At 34.2% G+C, this 19,215-nt stretch carries 21 protein-coding genes and 1 pseudogene; 15 read left to right on the forward strand and 7 right to left on the reverse strand.

What is annotated here, in order from left to right; all coding sequences use genetic code 11:
- Positions 1-93: 93 nt before the first annotated feature.
- On the reverse strand, positions 94-960 hold the full coding sequence (locus COL05_RS15105) for a LysR family transcriptional regulator (RefSeq protein WP_098669210.1): 867 nt from the start codon (positions 958-960) through the stop codon (positions 94-96).
- A 127-nt stretch (positions 961-1,087) separates the two neighbouring features.
- Here COL05_RS15105 and COL05_RS15110 point away from each other — a divergent pair, with 127 nt between their 5' ends.
- Together COL05_RS15110 and COL05_RS15115 are read left to right on the forward strand one after the other, a co-directional pair.
- The gene (locus COL05_RS15110) at positions 1,088-2,056 is read left to right on the forward strand and encodes a DMT family transporter (RefSeq protein ID WP_098669211.1); all 969 of its coding nucleotides are present in this window, start codon (positions 1,088-1,090) and stop codon (positions 2,054-2,056) included.
- A gap of 21 nt (positions 2,057-2,077) precedes the next feature.
- Positions 2,078-2,218 (forward strand): YrzO family protein, encoded by a 141-nt coding sequence (locus COL05_RS15115; protein ID WP_098669212.1) that lies wholly within the window; start codon positions 2,078-2,080, stop codon positions 2,216-2,218.
- Between the two features lie 60 nt (positions 2,219-2,278).
- Here COL05_RS15115 and COL05_RS15120 read toward each other — a convergent pair whose 3' ends face one another.
- Complete coding sequence (locus COL05_RS15120) at positions 2,279-2,374, reverse strand: DUF3948 family protein (protein WP_001060007.1); 96 nt, start codon at positions 2,372-2,374, stop codon at positions 2,279-2,281.
- A gap of 336 nt (positions 2,375-2,710) precedes the next feature.
- On the opposite strand from COL05_RS15120, the gene COL05_RS15130 reads away from it, so the two are divergent.
- Positions 2,711-3,316 (forward strand): lysophospholipid acyltransferase family protein, encoded by a 606-nt coding sequence (locus COL05_RS15130; RefSeq protein ID WP_098669214.1) that lies wholly within the window; start codon positions 2,711-2,713, stop codon positions 3,314-3,316.
- A 73-nt stretch (positions 3,317-3,389) separates the two neighbouring features.
- Here the strand turns inward: COL05_RS15130 and COL05_RS15135 are convergent, their stop codons facing one another.
- Positions 3,390-3,485 (reverse strand): DUF3948 family protein, encoded by a 96-nt coding sequence (locus COL05_RS15135; RefSeq protein WP_001060010.1) that lies wholly within the window; start codon positions 3,483-3,485, stop codon positions 3,390-3,392.
- Positions 3,486-3,790: 305 nt separating this feature from the next.
- Between COL05_RS15135 and COL05_RS15140 the strand changes: the two genes are divergently transcribed.
- From COL05_RS15140 to COL05_RS15165, 5 genes are all read left to right on the forward strand, one after another.
- Positions 3,791-4,768, forward strand: a complete 978-nt coding sequence (locus COL05_RS15140) for a LacI family DNA-binding transcriptional regulator (protein WP_098669215.1) — start codon at positions 3,791-3,793, stop codon at positions 4,766-4,768.
- A gap of 148 nt (positions 4,769-4,916) precedes the next feature.
- A complete protein-coding gene (locus COL05_RS15145; protein WP_098669216.1) occupies positions 4,917-5,246 on the forward strand; it encodes a PH domain-containing protein in 330 nt (109 codons plus the stop codon).
- 117 nt (positions 5,247-5,363) lie between these two features.
- A complete protein-coding gene (locus COL05_RS15150) occupies positions 5,364-6,200 on the forward strand; it encodes a YitT family protein (RefSeq protein ID WP_044790585.1) in 837 nt (278 codons plus the stop codon).
- 139 nt (positions 6,201-6,339) lie between these two features.
- Positions 6,340-6,696, forward strand: a complete 357-nt coding sequence (locus COL05_RS15155) for a YxeA family protein (protein WP_098669217.1) — start codon at positions 6,340-6,342, stop codon at positions 6,694-6,696.
- A 747-nt stretch (positions 6,697-7,443) separates the two neighbouring features.
- On the forward strand, positions 7,444-8,244 hold the full coding sequence (locus COL05_RS15165) for a TatD family hydrolase (RefSeq protein WP_098669218.1): 801 nt from the start codon (positions 7,444-7,446) through the stop codon (positions 8,242-8,244).
- Between the two features lie 105 nt (positions 8,245-8,349).
- Here the strand turns inward: COL05_RS15165 and COL05_RS15170 are convergent, their stop codons facing one another.
- On the reverse strand, positions 8,350-9,999 hold the full coding sequence (locus tag COL05_RS15170; RefSeq protein ID WP_098669219.1) for a DUF2334 domain-containing protein: 1,650 nt from the start codon (positions 9,997-9,999) through the stop codon (positions 8,350-8,352).
- A 250-nt stretch (positions 10,000-10,249) separates the two neighbouring features.
- Here COL05_RS15170 and COL05_RS15175 point away from each other — a divergent pair, with 250 nt between their 5' ends.
- Entirely contained in the window at positions 10,250-10,783 is a 534-nt protein-coding gene (locus tag COL05_RS15175) for a transglycosylase SLT domain-containing protein (protein ID WP_098669246.1), read from the forward strand.
- Positions 10,784-10,794: 11 nt separating this feature from the next.
- On the opposite strand, the gene COL05_RS15180 is transcribed toward COL05_RS15175, so the two are convergent.
- Both COL05_RS15180 and COL05_RS30960 read right to left on the reverse strand, forming a co-directional pair.
- Positions 10,795-11,583 carry a DUF4931 domain-containing protein gene (locus COL05_RS15180; protein ID WP_098669220.1) on the reverse strand — a complete coding sequence of 263 codons (789 nt, stop codon included), beginning with the start codon at positions 11,581-11,583 and terminating at the stop codon, positions 10,795-10,797.
- A gap of 134 nt (positions 11,584-11,717) precedes the next feature.
- Positions 11,718-11,840, reverse strand: a complete 123-nt coding sequence (locus COL05_RS30960) for a hypothetical protein (protein ID WP_000709145.1) — start codon at positions 11,838-11,840, stop codon at positions 11,718-11,720.
- Positions 11,841-12,266: 426 nt separating this feature from the next.
- Here COL05_RS30960 and COL05_RS31390 point away from each other — a divergent pair, with 426 nt between their 5' ends.
- Both COL05_RS31390 and abc-f read left to right on the forward strand, forming a co-directional pair.
- Positions 12,267-12,401 (forward strand): RAxF-45 family protein, encoded by a 135-nt coding sequence (locus tag COL05_RS31390; protein WP_306475316.1) that lies wholly within the window; start codon positions 12,267-12,269, stop codon positions 12,399-12,401.
- A gap of 124 nt (positions 12,402-12,525) precedes the next feature.
- Positions 12,526-14,406: a ribosomal protection-like ABC-F family protein gene (gene abc-f / locus COL05_RS15195; protein WP_098669222.1), complete on the forward strand. Its 1,881-nt coding sequence runs from the start codon at positions 12,526-12,528 to the stop codon at positions 14,404-14,406.
- Between the two features lie 251 nt (positions 14,407-14,657).
- Here the strand turns inward: abc-f and COL05_RS15200 are convergent, their stop codons facing one another.
- Positions 14,658-14,855, reverse strand: coding sequence for a hypothetical protein (locus tag COL05_RS15200; RefSeq protein WP_142337516.1), 198 nt, complete (start codon positions 14,853-14,855; stop codon positions 14,658-14,660).
- Positions 14,856-14,957: 102 nt separating this feature from the next.
- Here COL05_RS15200 and COL05_RS31880 point away from each other — a divergent pair.
- From COL05_RS31880 to opp4C, 4 genes and pseudogenes are all read left to right on the forward strand, one after another.
- Positions 14,958-15,177: pseudogene (locus COL05_RS31880) on the forward strand (ABC transporter substrate-binding protein); the annotation flags it as partial.
- A gap of 304 nt (positions 15,178-15,481) precedes the next feature.
- Positions 15,482-17,209: an ABC transporter substrate-binding protein gene (locus COL05_RS15210; protein WP_142337520.1), complete on the forward strand. Its 1,728-nt coding sequence runs from the start codon at positions 15,482-15,484 to the stop codon at positions 17,207-17,209.
- Positions 17,210-17,317: 108 nt separating this feature from the next.
- A complete protein-coding gene (locus tag COL05_RS15215; protein WP_000860691.1) occupies positions 17,318-18,274 on the forward strand; it encodes an ABC transporter permease in 957 nt (318 codons plus the stop codon).
- Positions 18,275-18,286: 12 nt separating this feature from the next.
- Positions 18,287-19,210, forward strand: coding sequence for an oligopeptide ABC transporter permease (opp4C, locus tag COL05_RS15220; protein WP_098669224.1), 924 nt, complete (start codon positions 18,287-18,289; stop codon positions 19,208-19,210).
- The last annotated feature ends 5 nt before the right edge of the window (positions 19,211-19,215 follow it).

Genomic DNA, 19,215 nt, shown 5'->3' on the forward strand with positions numbered 1-19,215 from the left:
TTATAGGAAATATGATCGCCTGCAACTATCGAATTAGCTTACGAAAGACTTACACTTTTGTAAGAAAAAAAGACATCCGTGTAAGAATGTCTTTTAAAGCATGTTGATGTGATGATGCTCTTCGATTGTTTTTAAAAAGCTACGCATTGAATTCGTCATATAGCTATCTTTACGGCGTATGAAAACTGTTGAAATACTGCCGTATTTTTCAGGGATTGCATGACAATGTACTTTCCCGGCTTTAGAAAGATGGTGGACAGCAGACTGTGGTACGAGTGTAATTCCAAGGCCAAGTGCCACACTATTTAATATTGTCTCTAATATATTAAACTCCATAATTCTTTTTGGCAGCAAACCCTCGTCTTTCAGCCATCGTTCTAGTTTAGAACGGTATCCACATCCTTGGTTAAAAACGAGTAGAGGCGTTGTTGTAAATTCTTCTATATGAAAAGCTTTATTTTGTGTTACAAGCATTAACTTTTCTATACTAACATCGTATTGTTCAATTAGTGGATGTTTAATAGGTCCTGATATAAAAGCACCATCTAATTGGTGATCCAGTACTTCTCTAATTAATTCTTCTGTTAGGCCTGCTTGTAATGATAAATCGACATTCGGATAGCTTTTATAGTAAGAAGATAAAATGGTAGGTAATGTACTTACTGTTTCGACAGTACCGATTTTTAATATGCCAGAGGGTGTTTCACTATCTAAAAAAACTTGCTTTAGCTCATCGACATCTTGCAAAATTTTATTAACATAAACAAGCATTTTTCTTCCTTCAGCTGTTAGAGTCATGCCTCGTTTATGACGATAAAAGAGGGGCGTTTTTAGCTCATTTTCTAGTTGTTTAATGCGTGCTGTTACATTTGATTGTACGTAATTTAATTCCTTTGCTGCGCCGCTTACACTGCCTTGATCGGCAACGCTTTGGAAGATTTGTAAGTCTCTTAATTCCATTTTATGCTCCTCCTCGATGTTAACTATCATTATAAATGATAGTTAACATCATTTTGAATCATTTTACGTGATATATTTTTTCTTTTACAATTCTCTTTGTGTAAATAGAAAGAAGTGGGGGATTGTGGTGAGAAGAGGTCAAATAATAATAGGTGCTTTCGCATGTTTAATAGCAAGTATGTCATGGGGAGCAATGTTTCCAGTTGCTGATCATGCGTTAGAATACATAGATCCATTTTACTTTTCGCTTATTCGCTATGGAGCGGTGGCGATCGTACTGATTGTATTATTGTTAATGAAAGAAGGAAAACGGGCATTTCGTTTAGAGGGAAGAGGAAAGTTACTCGTCTTTTTCGGAACGATGGCGTTTACTTTATATAATGTACTTGTATTTTTAGGTCAAATGTTAATGGGAAAATCAGGCGTCATGGTAGCCTCTATTATGGAAGCACTTATGCCGATGATTTCTATTTGTATTTTATGGGGATATAAGCATGTAAAACCGAAAAAATATATGATAACGAGCATGATTATCGCTTTTGTAGGGGCTGTATTTGTTATTACAAAGGGCGACATGAGTTTCTTTTTAACATTGAAAGATAACATGTTTTCACTAGCATGTATATTTGTTGGAGTTGTAGGTTGGGTTATTTATACGATGGGTGGTCAAACGTGTAGCGATTGGTCGACATTACGTTACTCTACATTGACGTGTGTATTCGGTACGACGGTTACAGGAATTATAACGGTACTTATTACGTCGCTTGGATATGTTTCAGTTCCGAGTATGGGAACGATTTCTGTCGTGAAATATGATTTGTTATTTATGATGACATTACCGGGAATTGTAGCATTACTTGCTTGGAATTACGGTGTGAAGATTTTATCATCTATTAATGGGATTTTGTTTATTAACTTTGTGCCCATTACGACTTTAATAATTATGATGATGCGAGGATACCAAATAACGACGTTTGATATTATAGGAACTTTACTTGTTATTGTAGCACTTATTCGCAATAACGTTTGTCAGAGAAAAGAAGAAAATATAAATAAGGAAATGTTACAAGAAGAGCAATTACGTCAAGCTGTTTAATAGGCAATTGGAGGATTTCACATGTTAGAAAGTTTATTGTTTTTCTTCGCCGTTGGAGTTGTTTGTGAGCTTGCAGCAATTAATCGAAATGGTCGTAAGAAGATAAAACAACAAGCTGAAATGATACAGCTTTTAAAAGAGTTAAAAGAAAGAAACATTTAAAAAGACGACCGGGCATAGACGGTCGTCTTCTTCTATATAAAGGGGAAAGGGGACACAAAGTTATACAAGCGTAGCAGCGTAAATAAAAGCAGTAAGAAGAAGAGAGCCGCTAGCTAATCCTAAAAAATCTAATTTGTTAAAAGTGATGTTATTCATGATGCATTCTCCTTACTTGTTTAATGTAGAAGCAACAGCTTTTGCATCGATAAGAGCGGAAAATACCATGCCCATTGTATTTAAAAGATTGTTCGTTTTCATCTTGTTCATCATATTGATCCGCTCCTTTTCGAATAATTGTTGTTTCTTTCTGACTTAATTGTATGAAATATCGCAAGAAGTAACTATCGAATTAGCTTACAAGAAAATTACATTTTTGTAAGAATTGAAATTTAACAATTAATACTTATTTTTATTACCAACTCCTAAAACTTAGTGTTATAATTGTGGTAAGAAAATGACTATACTTCGGATGTTTAGAAAGGAACGAAACAAATGTATAAACCAATTACATTTTTGTTGAAATATATATTTAAAACAGCTGGGAAAGTAGAAGTGCAAGGAAGAGAAAAATTACCAGAAGGCGGTCCGTATGTTGTTGCGTGTACACATACAAGCTTTATGGATGTGTTAATGTTAGCGACAGGGATGTATCCGACCGAAATTCATTACATGGCCAAAAAAGAATTATTTGAAGGGAAATTCAAAAATTGGTTCTTTAAAAATGTAAATGCATTCCCTGTAGATCGTGCAAATCCAGGACCGAGTACACTTAAAATTCCATCACGCTTATTAAAAGAAGGAAAAGTCGTAGGGATTTTCCCAAGTGGAACGAGATCAACAGAAGACGTTTCATTAAAAGCTGGTGCTGTGACAATTGCGATGCGTTCTAACGTTCCATTAATACCGGCAGCTTATATTGGCCCATCAAGTGTAAAAGAATTAATAAAAGGGAAAAAGGCGCAATTGATTTTTGGAGACCCAATTCAAATTGATGCTGAAGAACAAATAGATCGAAAAACAGCTATGAAAATGATGACAGATCAATTGAATGAGAAGTTTGAGGAGCTAAAGGAAGCTTTGCAATCAAATCAAAAGTAAGAAAAGACGACCGGGCATAGACGGTCGTCTTTTCTATTACTATTTATAATAAAGGGGAAAGGGGACACAAAAGTTATACAAGCGTAGCGGCGTAAATAAAAGCAGTAAGAAGAACTGATCCGCTAGCTAGTCCTAAAAAATCTAATTTGTTGAAAGTAATGTTATTCATCAGACATTCTCCTTACTTGTTTAATGTAGAAGCAACAGCTTTTGCATCGATAAGAGCGGAAAATACCATGCCCATTGTATGTAAAAAATTGTTTGATTTCATTTTGTTCATCATATAAATCCGCTCCTTTTCGAATAATTGTTGCCCTGTTTCTGACTTAATTGTATGAAAAAAAGCAGAGAGTAACTATCGAATTAGCTTACAGGAAAATTACACTTTTGTAAGAAAAACGAATGGAGGTGTAATGATGAGAAGGTTTGACATATGTTTATGGAATTTATTAATTTAAAAGTAGAGGTGAGTGTATGGCTAATATTAAAGATATTGCAAAGATGGCGGGAGTTTCAGTTACGACTGTTTCGAGAGTATTGAATGATCATCCGTATGTAAGTGAAGAAAAAAGGAAAGCGGTTATGGAGATAGTTGAGAAGTTGAATTACTCACAAAACGCAAATGCTGTTCATTTATCAAAAGGAAAGACGAATATTGTTGGGGTGATTCTCCCTTACATTAATCACCCGAGCTTCGATGCAATGGTAGGGGGAATGATGGAGGGAGCGTTAACTCATAACTACAGGGTACTGCTTTGCCAAACGAATTATAATAAAAAAGAAGAAATGAAAAGTTTACATATGTTAAAAACGAAACAATTGGATGGTCTTATTATTTGTTCACGTGCGAATGATTGGGAAATGATAGAACCGTATGCTTCTTACGGCACAATCATTGCTTGTGAAGATAATGATATTTCAAATATCTCAAGTGTATATACAAATCATTCGGCAGCTTTCCAGCTAGGAATGAATCACCTTATTGAAAAGGGTTATAAAAAAATTGGTTATTGTACGGGGAGAAAGCTAGGACCGAGTAGTCAAAAGCGTTTTGATGTGTATAAACATCAATTGCAATCTATAGATGAAGAAGTGAATGAAGAATGGATTTTCACAGAATGTTTTACATTAGAAGATGGTGTGAGAGTGGCTCATAAATTAAAGGAGATGCAGCATCTTCCTGAAGCATTAATAGTAGCAGGAGATGAAGTTGCGATTGGGGTTATGACGGAAGTTGGGAAATTGGGTATTCAAGTTCCTGAGGATTTAGCGATTATTGGTTTAGATAACCAACCTATTTCGCAAGTGTTGCAACTTACAACCATTGATCAAAATTTGAAGGGGATAGGGAAAGCAGCTTTTGAAATGTTTTACCGGCAAATAAGTGACGAGAATTCTAAACTAGAAAAGGTGGAAATTCCATATGAACTTGTGGAGCGATCTACAGTGTAATTTTAATCCGTTATGTGCATAAGTGCATAACGGATTATTTTTTTGAAATACCTTTGACAGGAAACGCGTTTCATACTTTATAAAGGAGTTAAACCGGTTTGTAACAATCCATGGATTCTTTTCAAGAATAGTATTTGGAGGGATATGCATGAATGAATTTTTATTAAGTATAAAAAAGTATTTAGAGAATGACGAAAATATTTTAGCCTTTGTGGTGGGGATCTTTGAGAAGGATAATTTCACGTTATGTTATCAACATGGAATTTTTGTTGTCACTACTAGACGTCTCCTGTTTTACGGGAAATTTCCTTACTATCCTTCAACATTTAAAGAGTACTCATATTTGCATATAGATAGCATAGATTTCCGTCCGTATTTTGAATTTACTTGTAATCATGAAACGGTTAGAGCTAAGTATATTCAGCAAGGGAATGTGGAGCGATTTGTCCATACAGTGAGAACAAATATGAATAATTAATCACCCCTTCGTTTAAACATAATATCTCAATTTTCAAGAGGTGAAATGCGCAATAAAAACAACTTCTAAACCTCTAGGAGATAGTGATACAATGTCAAATGGGGGAGGGTATGAACTATGGTTAATCAACGTATAAAGGAAATAACACTAATTACAATTGGTTCATTATTATTCGCAATTGGTATTAATTACTTTGCAATTCCAAACCGTCTATCAGAGGGTGGAATTATTGGTTTAACGGTTGTTACGTACTATTTATTTGATTGGTCGCCGGGGATTGTGAACTTTGCTATAAATGCAATTTTACTAGCTGTTGGTTATAAATTTTTTGATAAGAAAACGATGGTTTATACAATTTTAGGGATTGTAGAAACATCCTTGTTTTTATATGTTACAGAACATATTGAGTATCATGTAAATAGTGATACGTTATTAGCGGCACTATTTGCTGGTGTATTTGTCGGTATCGGATTAGGCTGTATGTTCAAAGCTGGAGGTACATCAGGGGGATCGGCAATTTTAGCACGGTTAGCAAATCAATATTTAGGTTGGAGCGTCGGTAAGGGTGTACTTATTATTGATATCGTTGTAATTGCTGGTTCCGTATTTATAATAGGGCAGGAAAAAGCGATGTACACACTTGTTGCGGTATTTATCGGAGCGAAAGTGATTGATTTCATTGTAGAAGGAATGGATACAAAAACGGCTGTTACAATTATTTCAAATCAACCAGAGTTAATACGTGAGGCTATTACGAAAAACATGACACGCGGTGTCACTGTATTAGAGGGGCGCGGCGGATATACTGGTAAAAATAAAGAAGTTTTATATGTTGTTATTAATAAACAAGAGCTTGTTAAGCTAAAGCAAGTTATTAGTCGAGTGGATGAAGATGCTTTCGTTGTTATCCATGATGTACGTGATGTACTTGGTGGAGGTTTTAAAGCGAGTTAAAAGGTGAACGAGTAAATTCGTTCACCTTTTTTTAATTCTTACAAAAGTGTAAGTGTAATGTAATGAGATTCAATAGTAGATGGTATTTCTTCTTTTTAAAATGGATGTATATATATCCTGCAGAGGAGGAATGTTTATTATGAAGAAAAAAATGATCACTACTATAATAGCGATGATAGTCATAGTAATAATGTTACTACCTACGAAACTTGGACCGGTTATCGATAAATATAATCCGCTTTATAAGACGAAAGAATACTATACGGTTGTGAATACAATTGGTCAGCATATTGGTGATGAGTGGTATGAATATGAATTTATTGCATTTGACGAACGTGGAAGAGAACAAAAAATAAAGAAGACTGTTAAGCATATGTTAAAGAGAGATGAAACATTAAAGGTGTATGCAAAAGGACGTTACGGCGAGGCAATTGAAGAAATTGAAGCGATAAATATTCCTATTAATGCAAAGAGTAAACTTTTAGCGATGAGATAGCGAAATATACCCCTACCTATTTTTTGTCGAAAATAAAAATACTAGGTAGGGGTATATTATAGGTTCGTAAAAAAGCCTTAGTCCCTAAGGACTAAGGCTTTTTTTATTATATAAAGGGGAAGGGGGTACATTGTAGTAGCATGAGTGAAAGGGATAAGAAGGGTAGCTACTAGCAATGTAATTTGGTTATGTGAGTATTCTTCTTATTTGGCTTACTTGCTAACTTTATTGTACGAGATGTAAGTAAGAGAAACTATCGAATTACATTACACATAGCTTACAAACATGTAAGTCTTCTGTAATGTAATTCGATGGTTAAAAGATAGCTTATTTTATATAGTGTAATTAGAAAGTTTCACTGTATTACTTTCTGTTTGTAATGTTAATGAAGAATGAAAAACCAACTACTTTTTAATAAGCCTCATCTGTTATGTAGATGGGGCTGTTCTTTTAAACCTTACAACATTGTAAGGTTTACGTAAGTTAATTCGATAGTAAATTTGTCATATTTTTTGCATAATAGATACAAATAGATAAAAATAATTAGGGATATAGTAAGAAGGGAGAAGAATGGGATGCGTAAAGAAGAAGTAGTGAAGTTTCCAATTAAAGATTTCTGTAGCTACTTTACTGTTGCCGTAGTATGTATTGGATTATTTGATATCATAACAAACTTAATTGTTAAATAATATAGATGAAAAAACAAGAAGGGAGTTCCTTTCTTGTTTTTTTTATGGGGGAATAAAAATGAAGTGGATTGATAGTCATATACATGTTGACCAATATAAGGATGTAGAGAAAAGTAAATTACTTAAAGATGTGGAAAATAGTAAAGAGATAGAGGGGCTTATTGCAGTATCTATGAATTATCAATCATGTAAAGAAACTTTATCTTTAGCAAAGCGATATCCCTTTGTTCATCCAGCAATAGGTTTTCACCCAGAGCAACTGATTCATAAAGAAGAATGTGAGCAAATTTATAAATTAATTGAAGATCATGTAGAGGACATAGTTGCGATTGGTGAGGTAGGTTTGCCGTATTATGTAAGAAAAGAAGATGAGCACATTGCTATCAATTCATATATTTCGGTGTTACAACGGTTTGTTGAACTAGCTAGTAAATATGATTTACCAATTATATTGCATGCAGTGTATGAAGACGCTGATATTGTATGTGATTTACTGGAGAAATATAAAGTTTCACGTGCACACTTTCATTGGTTTAAAGGAAGTGAAACAACAATGAAACGGATGATGAGGAATGGTTATTACATTTCTATCACGCCAGATGTTTTACATAAGGAGAAAATTAGAAAAATCGTTTCGTATTATCCACTTGAATATATGATGGTAGAAACGGATGGACCGTGGGAATTTCAAGACGATGTTATGACGCATCCGAGAATGATTAGAGAGGTACTAAAGGAAATTAGTGTTATAAAAAATATGTCTGTTGATAAGGTTACAGAAACAATATATGAAAATACCATTCGATTTTACCCCGCTATTTGCCGGGCGGTAAGATTCCCACCTCAAAATTCAGTGTAAGTAGAGAAGTTAGGTGAGGGTTGATAATCAAATGGTATATTCATAATATGCCACATTTTAATTTAAAATACAAAACCACCAAGCATTCTGCTTGGTGGTTTTGTATTAGGATTCTAATTTTTTCCCGCGTCTTAATAAGAAAAGAAAGACAATGACAAAGAGGCCAAGTATAAGGAAGAATCCATATTGTTTTATATAATCCATTATGTCGTTTGCGCTTGTTGGTTTTTCAACGTGAATGCCGTCTTTATTAGTAGTAATATGAATATCTTTCATTTTCACTTCATTTGTTTCTTTTTGTAAATCAATCCATTCTATATTTGGAATGCTCTCTAGTTCCTTTAATACTTCTTTTAATGGTTTCACACCTAAGTAAGGATGATAGAATGCACCAATAACTCCATCGGATAATTTAGCAACAGATACAGCACGTTCCTTCATCTTTGCAATAGTATGTGGCTTATCTTCTTCAATAAATCCGACTGTTTCAGGAATTAATTTCATCCCGTGTAAAAATGATGGAGTACTTGTATAAAATGGTGAGTGCATAGATTTCCAAGTTGTGTCACTTAACTGTAGTTGTCCTACGTAAGTTGAAAAGTACCTTGATAATATTGCATATCCTTTTTGAGACATCGTGTAATGAGGTGCTTCAAATGCGACAGGATATAGTTTTGCATCTACAAGTTCTTGAATACCTTTTTCAATATGATCAGTCGTATATTTTTCTTCAAATTCTTCCCCTTTTTTTACATATGCATTATATGCTTCTATATTAGGGAAATCATCTTTTGTTTTTGGTTTTTCATGATTTGGTTGACGAATTGGTTGGTCTGTTTTGACATCCCAAAATTCAAAACCTTCACCAGTTTCACTATCATAAAATTGGTGCGTATAACCATGCATAATAATTGCTGCACCATCATTTTGCATAGAGCGTAAAAGATCGACTAGTTCGGGTTTCTCTTTTAAATGTATTGTTTTTCCTGTGTCTGGATCTTTATATACCGGTATGACCGTAATCATGTAAGAAATTTTTTTCTCTTTTAGTAATGTAGCAATTTCTTTTAATTGATTTATATCTGCTGCTGGATGGACGTCCTCAAGACGTAAATAAGCCTCTACTTTAGTTGTCGTTGGCTTTTGTCCGAAATAAGAAAATAACATTTCACCTATGTAATGGGATATCCAGTCGAAGAGATTTGGCGTTGCAATGTAATAAGATGTTTCATGCTGAACGATTAGTGGGTTCTTACTATTTGAGCTTAAAGCGTTAGCAAGAACAGTTCCATTTGTATCAAAAGATTGAATTAATCGTTCTTCTTCTAACGTGTTCTTTAGTTTATTACTTGGATATTCGATTTCATTCACTCGTACATCATTATCCTTTAGAGTAATGAAAGAAAAGCGATTAGATAGTTGTTCAACATTTTGCCCTAGCAATAATACTGGGCCTGAGAAATTTTCTATAAGTTGTTTTGCTTCAGTAGGAAACTCTTCTTTTTGTTCACCGATATAAACAATATGTGTATAAGAAGATGAATTAGTAATTTCATTAGCTTTTTTTAAACTTTTTGTAGTTATATCGTTTGTAAAATGTCCTAATTGAGTATTAAGGATTTGAATATTATTTGTAATTTTATCGTCTTTTGTACTATATAAAACAAGTACTTTTGGTTTTGATGACGTTTGTGCAGAGGTGTGGATAGGGATAAGAAGTAAAATACTGAACAAGAGTATTATGCACTTTTTCATTTAGTCTGCTCCTATTCTATATGTAGAGTTCAATTTACAATTATATACAAGAAATACGTTGTAGTCTATGAAAGTTACATTTTTGCACGTATTTACCAGCTGTTTTCTCACAAAATCGGTCTAAAGCATGATGATAATATGTATAGTTATTTGCTATGATAAAAGGGTAAGAGAATGATAGAATGTGGGTAATTGTAAAGGGAAGAAGGCTGAAAGGGGACAAATTTCAGCGGAGAAAGAGGTAGAGGTAGTGAAGAAATTCTTTGTAGGATTTTTAGTTGTTCTTGGGGTGTACTTATATTTCCAAGGAAAGTCTGAAGGAATGGGCAAATTAGTAAATGAGACAAGCTATGTTGATTCTGAAGAAGCAAAACAGATGAAACAAATTATTATAGAGGAAGCAAAGAAAGTCAATCTTCCAGAATGGATACCTCTTACAATTGCCGAACATGAAAGTCGATTAAATCCAAGAAGTGTTGGAGATAATGGAACTTCATTCGGATTGTTTCAATTGCATCGCGGTGGTGGGCTTGCACCAGAGCATTTAACTGATGAAGAGTTGAAAGATCCACGTATAAATGCGCAAATTGCAATGCCGCATTTAATGAAAGGATATAAGCGCGGGGTGCAAAAAGGTTTGACTGATTTTGCATTACTAAAATATATAGCAAATACATCTGGATGGCCAGGGAATTTAGGGCCGGAGTGGACGGATAATAATATGAAGTATAACGTCGGATTAGAGGATGTGTACTATCGAAATAAAGGTGTAATTAAAGAGTAGGTTTTTGAGACCTACTCTATTTTTTGTGGATAATCGCGTTGTTTTGTGAAATACTCTGCTAGTTGTATTTTCACCTCTTCTAGCTTTGTAGAAACTTGCGGTATTTTATATCCTACATACAATGGTGAAACCACAAATCTAGGAACAACTTTACAAATGATTTTTCCGTTTACGTGATAGAAGAATAAGTTATAACTACTACATCCTTTATGGAAATCTGTCAGTATGTAACGTACAGTTTGCTGAATGTAATTTGCCAATTCATCGATGAATTCAACATCTTCAATGATGATATTAAACTCAGTAAAACCGATAATAGGGCGATCTGAAATATTGAGTTCAATGCGCTCGTTTTTTTGTACAATTACTCCTTGGAAGTTGTCCTGTTCAACATTATCGAGATAGTCTACATATTTCATTCCGATAATCTGCATGTGTGCATGATGCAAACTTCCGCCGGAGAATGGACCATGATTTTTGTATAAAATCACAGATGTGAATTCTTCATTCTTCTGCAAATCTAACCAATGTTTAATGGAAAAATGAATTAGCGATTTCATATGTTCTTCTGTATATGTCGCAATATGATCTTCACAATTATCTGTTTCTACTAGCACCGTTTGAAATGTATCTTTTAATGTAGGGAATTTGTTTTTTAGCCAAATAATTGATCCTTCAGTTGTTAAAATATCCGTTAAATTTTCTCTGTCACAAAAAGGACATGCCGCGCTTCTATTCCGGATGCTTTCTGGTTTTTGTTTACCGATATCGTTTAAAAAGTATAGTTGTTGTGTATCCATTTGTATATATGCCCCTTTAAAATATGTGTAAAAATCCCGCTTAATACATTCGGGAAAAGGAGAAGAAAATCCTTTAAAGGGAATCGGAAAAATAAAAAACAAGATATCCTCATTAAGATAGGGTACCTTGTCTTTTATTTTTTCTTTAATAATGTGTATGGATAATATAAATCGTTTTTATTGTGCTTCTTTTTTCTATTTTTTATTGTGTATAAGGCAATTGCTGTACTTGCGATGACAATAATGGCTTTCTTCATATTCGTTTACCCCTTTTTTATTGTTGGTTTAATTCTTGGCTAACTGCTTTTGCATCAACTAGAGCGTGTAAAATCATTTTTACCATGTTCATCATATTCTCTCACTCCTTTTTATAGTTCGTTTAGTTCTTTTACAACTGCTTGTCCGTTCACTAATACCTCAAAGATTGCTTTTACGATTTCTTTCATCATGATTGTTTCCTCCTTTTGTTGTCTCTCTTGTTTACATCTTTATTGTATAGGGAGGCATCTTTTTGTACTATCGCTTTCCATTACGTGAACATAACAGTTTTGTAAGATTTGATGTCACTTATTGAAATGTTTAGTCTATCTTCATTATTTTCAGAAAAATGACTATTCAAACATGAAATGGGAAAGTATAATAAAGAAGTAAGTATTAAATTCCGTACGAAAGAGGTGAATGAGATGAAATGTTCTTTAGCTGCACGTGCCAAATTTTTAGATTTTATCTATTTTTGTCGTGCGATTTTTCATGATGTAGTTGTTAACGGGATACGTCTGCCCTTTTTTAACAATTGCATAGTAGCTATTGAACGATAGAAATCTCTTCACCCATTTTTAATAAACGTGTGAAAAGGGAGCTATTTGGCTTCCTTTTTCTATGTCGAAAACCATGGGGAATGTTTCTTTCCCATGGTTTTTTATATTGAAAGGAGTACGGAAAATGACAATTTGTAGTGTAAATAATGTAACGAAATCTTTTGGTGGAAACATCATATTTGAAAATATATCGCTTGAAATAAAGAACGGTGAACGTGTTGGATTAGTTGGTCGAAACGGTAGTGGGAAGACTACAATCTTTCAACTTCTAACTGGAATGGAAAGTTTGGATGCAGGAGCCATTCATATGAAGAAAGGTACACGTATTGGCCATGTGGCGCAAATTCCAAAATTTGATGAAGGTATGACTGTATATGATGTATTGAGTTCTGCTTTTAAAATAGAAAAGGAATTAGAAAGGGAAATGCATGCTTTAGAAAAACATATGGCGGAAGAACAGGAATCGTCTGCTTTACAAAGATTAATGGAGAGGTACGGAGTAATCCAAGAAAAGTTTGCATTCCTTAGTGGTTATGAAATAGAAGCGAATATTATGAAGGTAGCGAATGGTCTACAGGTGACAGAACTATTTCCTCGATCATTTCTGGAGTTAAGTGGCGGGGAGCAAACAAAAGTCAGCCTTGCATACATGCTGTTGCAGAAACCAGATTTACTTTTATTAGATGAGCCAACCAATCATTTAGATTTATTTGCGGTAGAATGGTTAGAACAATTTTTGAAAGAATACAATGGAACGGTTATGGTCATTTCACATGATCGTTATTTCCTTGATGAAGTTGTAACGAAGATTTTTGATTTAGAAGATGGAGAGATTCACGTGTATCATACAAACTATTCTCAGTTTGTTGAGGAAAAGGAAGAACGATTGCTTCAGGAGTTTCAAGCTTATCAAGAACAGCAAAAGAAAATAAAGAAAATGAAAGAAGCAATTAAGCGACTACGTGAATGGGCAAATCAGGCGAATCCTCCGAATGAAGGATTGCATAAGAGAGCGAGAAGTATGGAACGTGCACTCGAACGTATGGAAAAACTAAAGAAACCTATTTTAGAGCGAAAACAAATGGGACTTCAGTTTGAAGGGCAAGAGAGAAGTGGGAAAGATGTTGTTGTAATGAAAGAAGTGAGTAAGGGATTTGCTGACCACCCCTTATTTAACGAAGTGAATTTACATGTTCGTTTTCAAGAGCGTGCGGCCATCGTTGGTCGTAATGGTGCAGGAAAGACAACACTACTAAAATTATTATTAGAAGAAATAGAACCAGACGCGGGGGAAATTCGAATTGGTAGTAGTGTGAAAATCGGTTATTTATCACAGCATGCGTACGGAAATATGAAGAGTAATGTATTAGAAGCTTTTAGAGAATATGTAGCTGTAACAGAGGGAGAAGCGAGACATATATTAGCTAAGTTTTTATTTTATGGTCCAGCGGTGTTTAAGAAAGTAACACAACTGAGTGGTGGAGAAAAAATGAGGTTAAGACTTGCGCAACTTATGTATCAAGATATCAATTTTTTGATTTTAGATGAGCCGACAAACCATCTCGACATTGAATCAAGGGAAGTTTTAGAGGAAGCTCTTGAACAATATAATGGAACGATTTTAGCTGTTTCACATGATCGTTATTTTTTAAATAAGTTATTTGAAAAGACGTATTGGATTGATGAGCGTAAATTATTTGAGTTTGCAGGGAACTATGCATGGGCTCGCCAAAAGTGGGAGGAAAAGCTCGAGAAACAAGTAACAAAGCAGAAGCACCAAGGAAGAAAAGGTATGGAAACAGCTCCTGTAAAAAAGAAAGAATCTAGGAATGTTGAAGAGATTGAAACAGAGTTAATGCATGTAGAAGAAGATATATATACACTTGAGTGTAAGATGGAACAAGTAGTTGATGTTGAAATGCTTGAACAATTGTATGAGGAAAAAATGAAGAAAGAGTTGTTACGAGCGGAGTTATATAATGAGTTAGAGAATATTGTGGAGTGAAAAGTAGAAAGCGAATTCCTTTCAGTTTTGCTGAAGGAATTCGCTTTTTTATCTCGATATTTTACTGTAAAAGAAAAAGAAAAAGAAAATATGTGTTTCACGTGAAACAGTACATTTCATAAATCTTTGTTTCGTAATTTGTATAAATTTTAAAACATAAATGGTATTAGGAGATTTTTGCATCGATTAATTATTTCCCGAGACATAAGTATGTGAAACAGAGGCTCATAATTGGAAATAAAAAAACAGAGTTACAGCTTCACACGCTGAACTCTGTTTTCTTTTTGTGTGGCATCTTCCCTTGTTGAAATGATAATAGCGATCCCGAGCATAATAAAAAAAGCTAAAAAGAGGACGAACTTTGGGAAGAATGGGAATAGTAATAGCGCCCCGACTATCATAATTGTTAATAATACGTAGTGCAGGACGTATTGGAATAGGTTGTCCATGTTTTCGCCCCCTTTTTGGTAATTGGTTATTAGTATTCTATGTTTCATGCTGAACGAATAGAAGTGAATTTTTAATTTTTTTATAAGAAATAAAAGAGAGCGATTGAAGAGTTTATTTCAACAAGTAAACGAAATTATGATGGGATACTATAATCCGAAAGTAGATGAATTAGCTAAGCAAGCATTAGAAACGTTGGATATTGAAAAGCGAAAGGAAATTTATAAAAAATTATATCAAGAGTTAAGCGAAGCCCCGCCTGTAATCTTCTTGAATAATAGCAAAATGGTGTCTACACATCATGCACGAATTCAAGGATTATAAGAAGGTGACTATAACGGAGTTTTATTAAGTTTACCTAAATTAAAGATAGAACAATAATTTTAAAAAAATTCTCAAAATATTTATTTAGAAAGAATTGACAAAATATAACTGAAGATATAAGCTAATAACCATAAAGTCTATAGGAAAGGTCGGAATAGGATTGTTACCCCTCAAAAACATCTATTTTTTTACGATTAAAACCGACTTTTCCGATTGGTTATAAAATGTTGCTGTGGGAGGCATACATAAGGCAAGCAGTTCATAAGGTTTAATTATTAAAAAAAGAAAAGTTAGGGTGGGGACAATGAAGAAAAAGACAAAAAAATGGGCTGGTGTATTTTCGGTATTACTGAGTAGTTCGCTTGTGTTATCTGCTTGTGGGGGACAGGAAGATACGGCTTCTACAGAACCGGTAAAAAAGCAGGATTTAAAAGACGCTAAGATTGAATCAATTCCAGCTACAGATAAAAAGAAAAGTCCAGAGAAAGCAAATCAACGAAAAGATACTTTTATTACAGCCATTTCTAAGCCAGGGGGAGTTTTCCTTCCATATTTCCAAGAGAATGGTTGGGATGGAAATGTAACGTCTGTAATTTTTGCGTCATTAGTAACAACAGACAAACAAAGTAAACCTGTTCCGGATCTTGCAGAAAAATGGGATATTTCTGCTGATCAGTTAACATATACATTCCACTTACGTAAAAATTTAAAATTTAGTGATGGGTCACCTTTAACAGCGGATGACGTAGCATTTACACTAACACTTCTTCATGATAAAGCGTATGAGGGTGGAATGGACATTGCTCAGTATGCTGTTAAAGGCGGGAAAGAATATAAAGAAGGAAAAGCAACTTCTATTGAAGGAATTCAAGTTGTTGATCCGCAGACAATTAAAATTACAACTGAAAAAGTTAATTCACAGGCGCTAACGAATTTAGGTGGCCCAGTGCTATCAAAAGCTTACTATGGAAAAGATTATAAACAAAATACAAGTTTAGACTATTTAAAAGCATTATATGGGCAACCAATTGCAGCGGGTCCATATAAATTTGAAAAATATGTTCCAGGTCAAGAAGTACGCTTCGTTGCTAACGAACACTATTATGCAGGAAAACCAAAAATTAAAAACTTTATTTATAAAATTACATCAGGTGATACTGGATTCCAATTATTCCAAACGGGTGAACTGGACTATAGTGGATTTAGAGCGAACCCTGAAAATATAGATCAATTAAAAGGATTAGAGTTTGCAAATATTAATCTTGAATCATCAAGTGATATTGCTTATATCTATGTAAATAATAAGAAACCGTATTTGAAAGATAGGAAGGTACGTCAAGCACTTACTTATGGATTAGATCGTAAGAAGTATGTGGATACAGCTTTACAAGGATATGGATCGGTTGCTAACGTACCAATTGCGCCAGTTTCATGGGCATATACAGAAGAAGGTATTAATAAATATCCACACGACGTAGAAAAGGCTAAAAAATTATTGGATGAGGCTGGTTGGAAAGTAGGTTCTGACGGAGTTCGTGAAAAAGATGGTCAAAAATTAAAATTAACATACTACGCATCAAATACAGGTAAAACAAATGATATCTTTATTCCAATTGCAAAAGAAAGTTACAAAGAAATCGGTGTTGAATTAAATCCAGAGTTGATGGACTTTAATACGATGCTTTCAAAAGTAGGGAAAGGTGACTACGATTTAGCGGCAGTTTCAACACCAGGAATTAGTGATCCAAGTGAAGTTGTAAGTGATTACTTATCAACCAATCCAAAAAGTGATACGGGTTATAACAATCCGAAAGTAGATGACTTGATTGTAAAAGGTATAGGGACGACAGATATTGAAAAACGTAAAGCAATTTATAAAGAACTGTATAAAGAGTTAAGTGATGATCCACCAGTTATTTTATTAAACTATCGTAAACTACTTTATGCTCATAATGCGCGTATAAAAGGAATTGATCCAGAAAAGTACGATGGCATCAGTTCCAACTTACCAGTGTTATCTATTGAACAATAAGGATTGACCTAAATAATAGAAGACGTTTTTTCACACAGCAATGGAATGGTAGCTGTTTTGAAAAAATGTTCTTCTATTTTTAAGTAAATAGGATTGGGGAGACAAAAGGTGAAAACATATATCATTCGTAGGTTCCTTCAAATGATCCCTACATTGTTTGGTACATCTATTATTATTTTTTTCTTATTTGCACTTTTGCCCGGAGATTATATTGATTCAAATCCAAAGTTAACACCAGAGAGAGCCCAAGAATTAAGGGAATTATACGGCTTAAACAAACCAATTATTGAAAGGTATTTTCATTGGTTAGTGAATGCTTTGCATGGTGATTTTGGATTTTCTTTACAGTACCAAGAACCGGTAACTTCATTACTTAATAAATTCATTTGGAATACATTTATTGTTGCTGTTGCAGCTTTATTTTTCACTTGGATTATTGCTCTTATCATTGGGGTTATTTCTGCAACAAAGCAACACTCTTGGTTTGATAGATTGGTAACAATCGGTGTCTTTGCAGCAATGTCATTTCCATCATTCTTTATTGGACTATTTTTAATTAAATTATTAGCAGTTGATTTAAAGTTATTACCTATTGGTGGCATGATTGATATTGGGAGTAATTCAACAGGGATAGCATACATATTAGAAGTATTACGTCATATGATTCTACCTGTATTTATTTTAACGCTTCTTGGTGTAGGATCGTTAACACGATATTTTAGAACCGGCATGTTGGATGTTATTAGACAAGATTATATTCGTACCGCTCGTGCAAAAGGTTTAAAAGAAAGAACTGTTATTTATAAACATGCATTGAAAAATGCCATTTTGCCAGCAATTACATTACTCGCTTTTGAATTACCGGGTTTATTTTCAGGAGCTATTATTATTGAACAGATTTTTAATTGGCCAGGGATTGGGAGTATTCAATTAGAAGCATTAAACTTCCGTGATTATACGGTATTAATGGCCTTTACAATGTTTCTTTCTTGTTTAACAATTATGGCTAATTTCTTAGCTGACATTGTATATGCTTTTGTTGATCCAAGAATTAGATTGAAGTAAGGGGGGAAAGATATGGAGACTATTACACCAATAATAGAGAAAAAGAAAGAACGAAAAAAGCGAAATGAATCATCACCATGGCGCCAAGCGTATAAAAAAATCAAGAAAAATAAGATGGCACTGTGTGGCTTATACGTTTTAATATTTATGTTTTTATTTAGTTTTATCGGTCCAATCTTTTCACCGTATGCTGATGGGAAAGTACAAGTAACACAAATTAATAAACCACCCAGCCTGTCACATTGGCTTGGAACAGACCAGTTGGGACGGGATATTTTAACTAGACTTATGCAAGCAGGGCGTATTTCATTAACAATTGGTTTAGCGTCGATGCTACTATCCGTTATACTAGGAGCTTTATTAGGAGCAATTGCTGGTTTTTATCGAGGGCTTGTGGATCATTTAATTATGCGTGTTGCGGATGTGTTAATGTCCATTCCGGGATTACCGCTACTTATTATAATGGGAGCAATTTTATCAGAATGGAAATTACCATCGGAATATCGTTTATATGTTGTAATGATTATTTTAAGTTTAGTAGGATGGCCAGGACTTGCCCGTCTTGTAAGGGGACAAATTTTAACATTGCGGGAGCAAGCCTTTATGCAAGCGGCAGATGTATTAGGATTAAAGGATTCTCGAAAAATTATTCATCATCTAATTCCTAACGTCTTTCCGTTGCTTATTGTTGTAGCAACTTTGGGTGTGGCTGGATCTATTTTAAGTGAGTCCGCACTAAGCTACTTAGGCCTAGGCGTCGTCCCGCCTACACCATCATGGGGGAATATGATTAGCGCAGCTAACTCATTAATTGATTTCCAAAAGCGTCCGTGGTTATGGATTCCTCCTGGTTTCGCAATTTTTATAACAGTTGTATCAATTAACTTACTTGGTGATGCACTTCGTGATGCGTTAGATCCAAAGATGAGACGGTAGGTGAG

Origin of the sequence: Bacillus sp. AFS059628, from assembly GCF_002571225.1 — a bacterium.
Lineage (GTDB): Bacteria > Bacillota > Bacilli > Bacillales > Bacillaceae_G > Bacillus_A.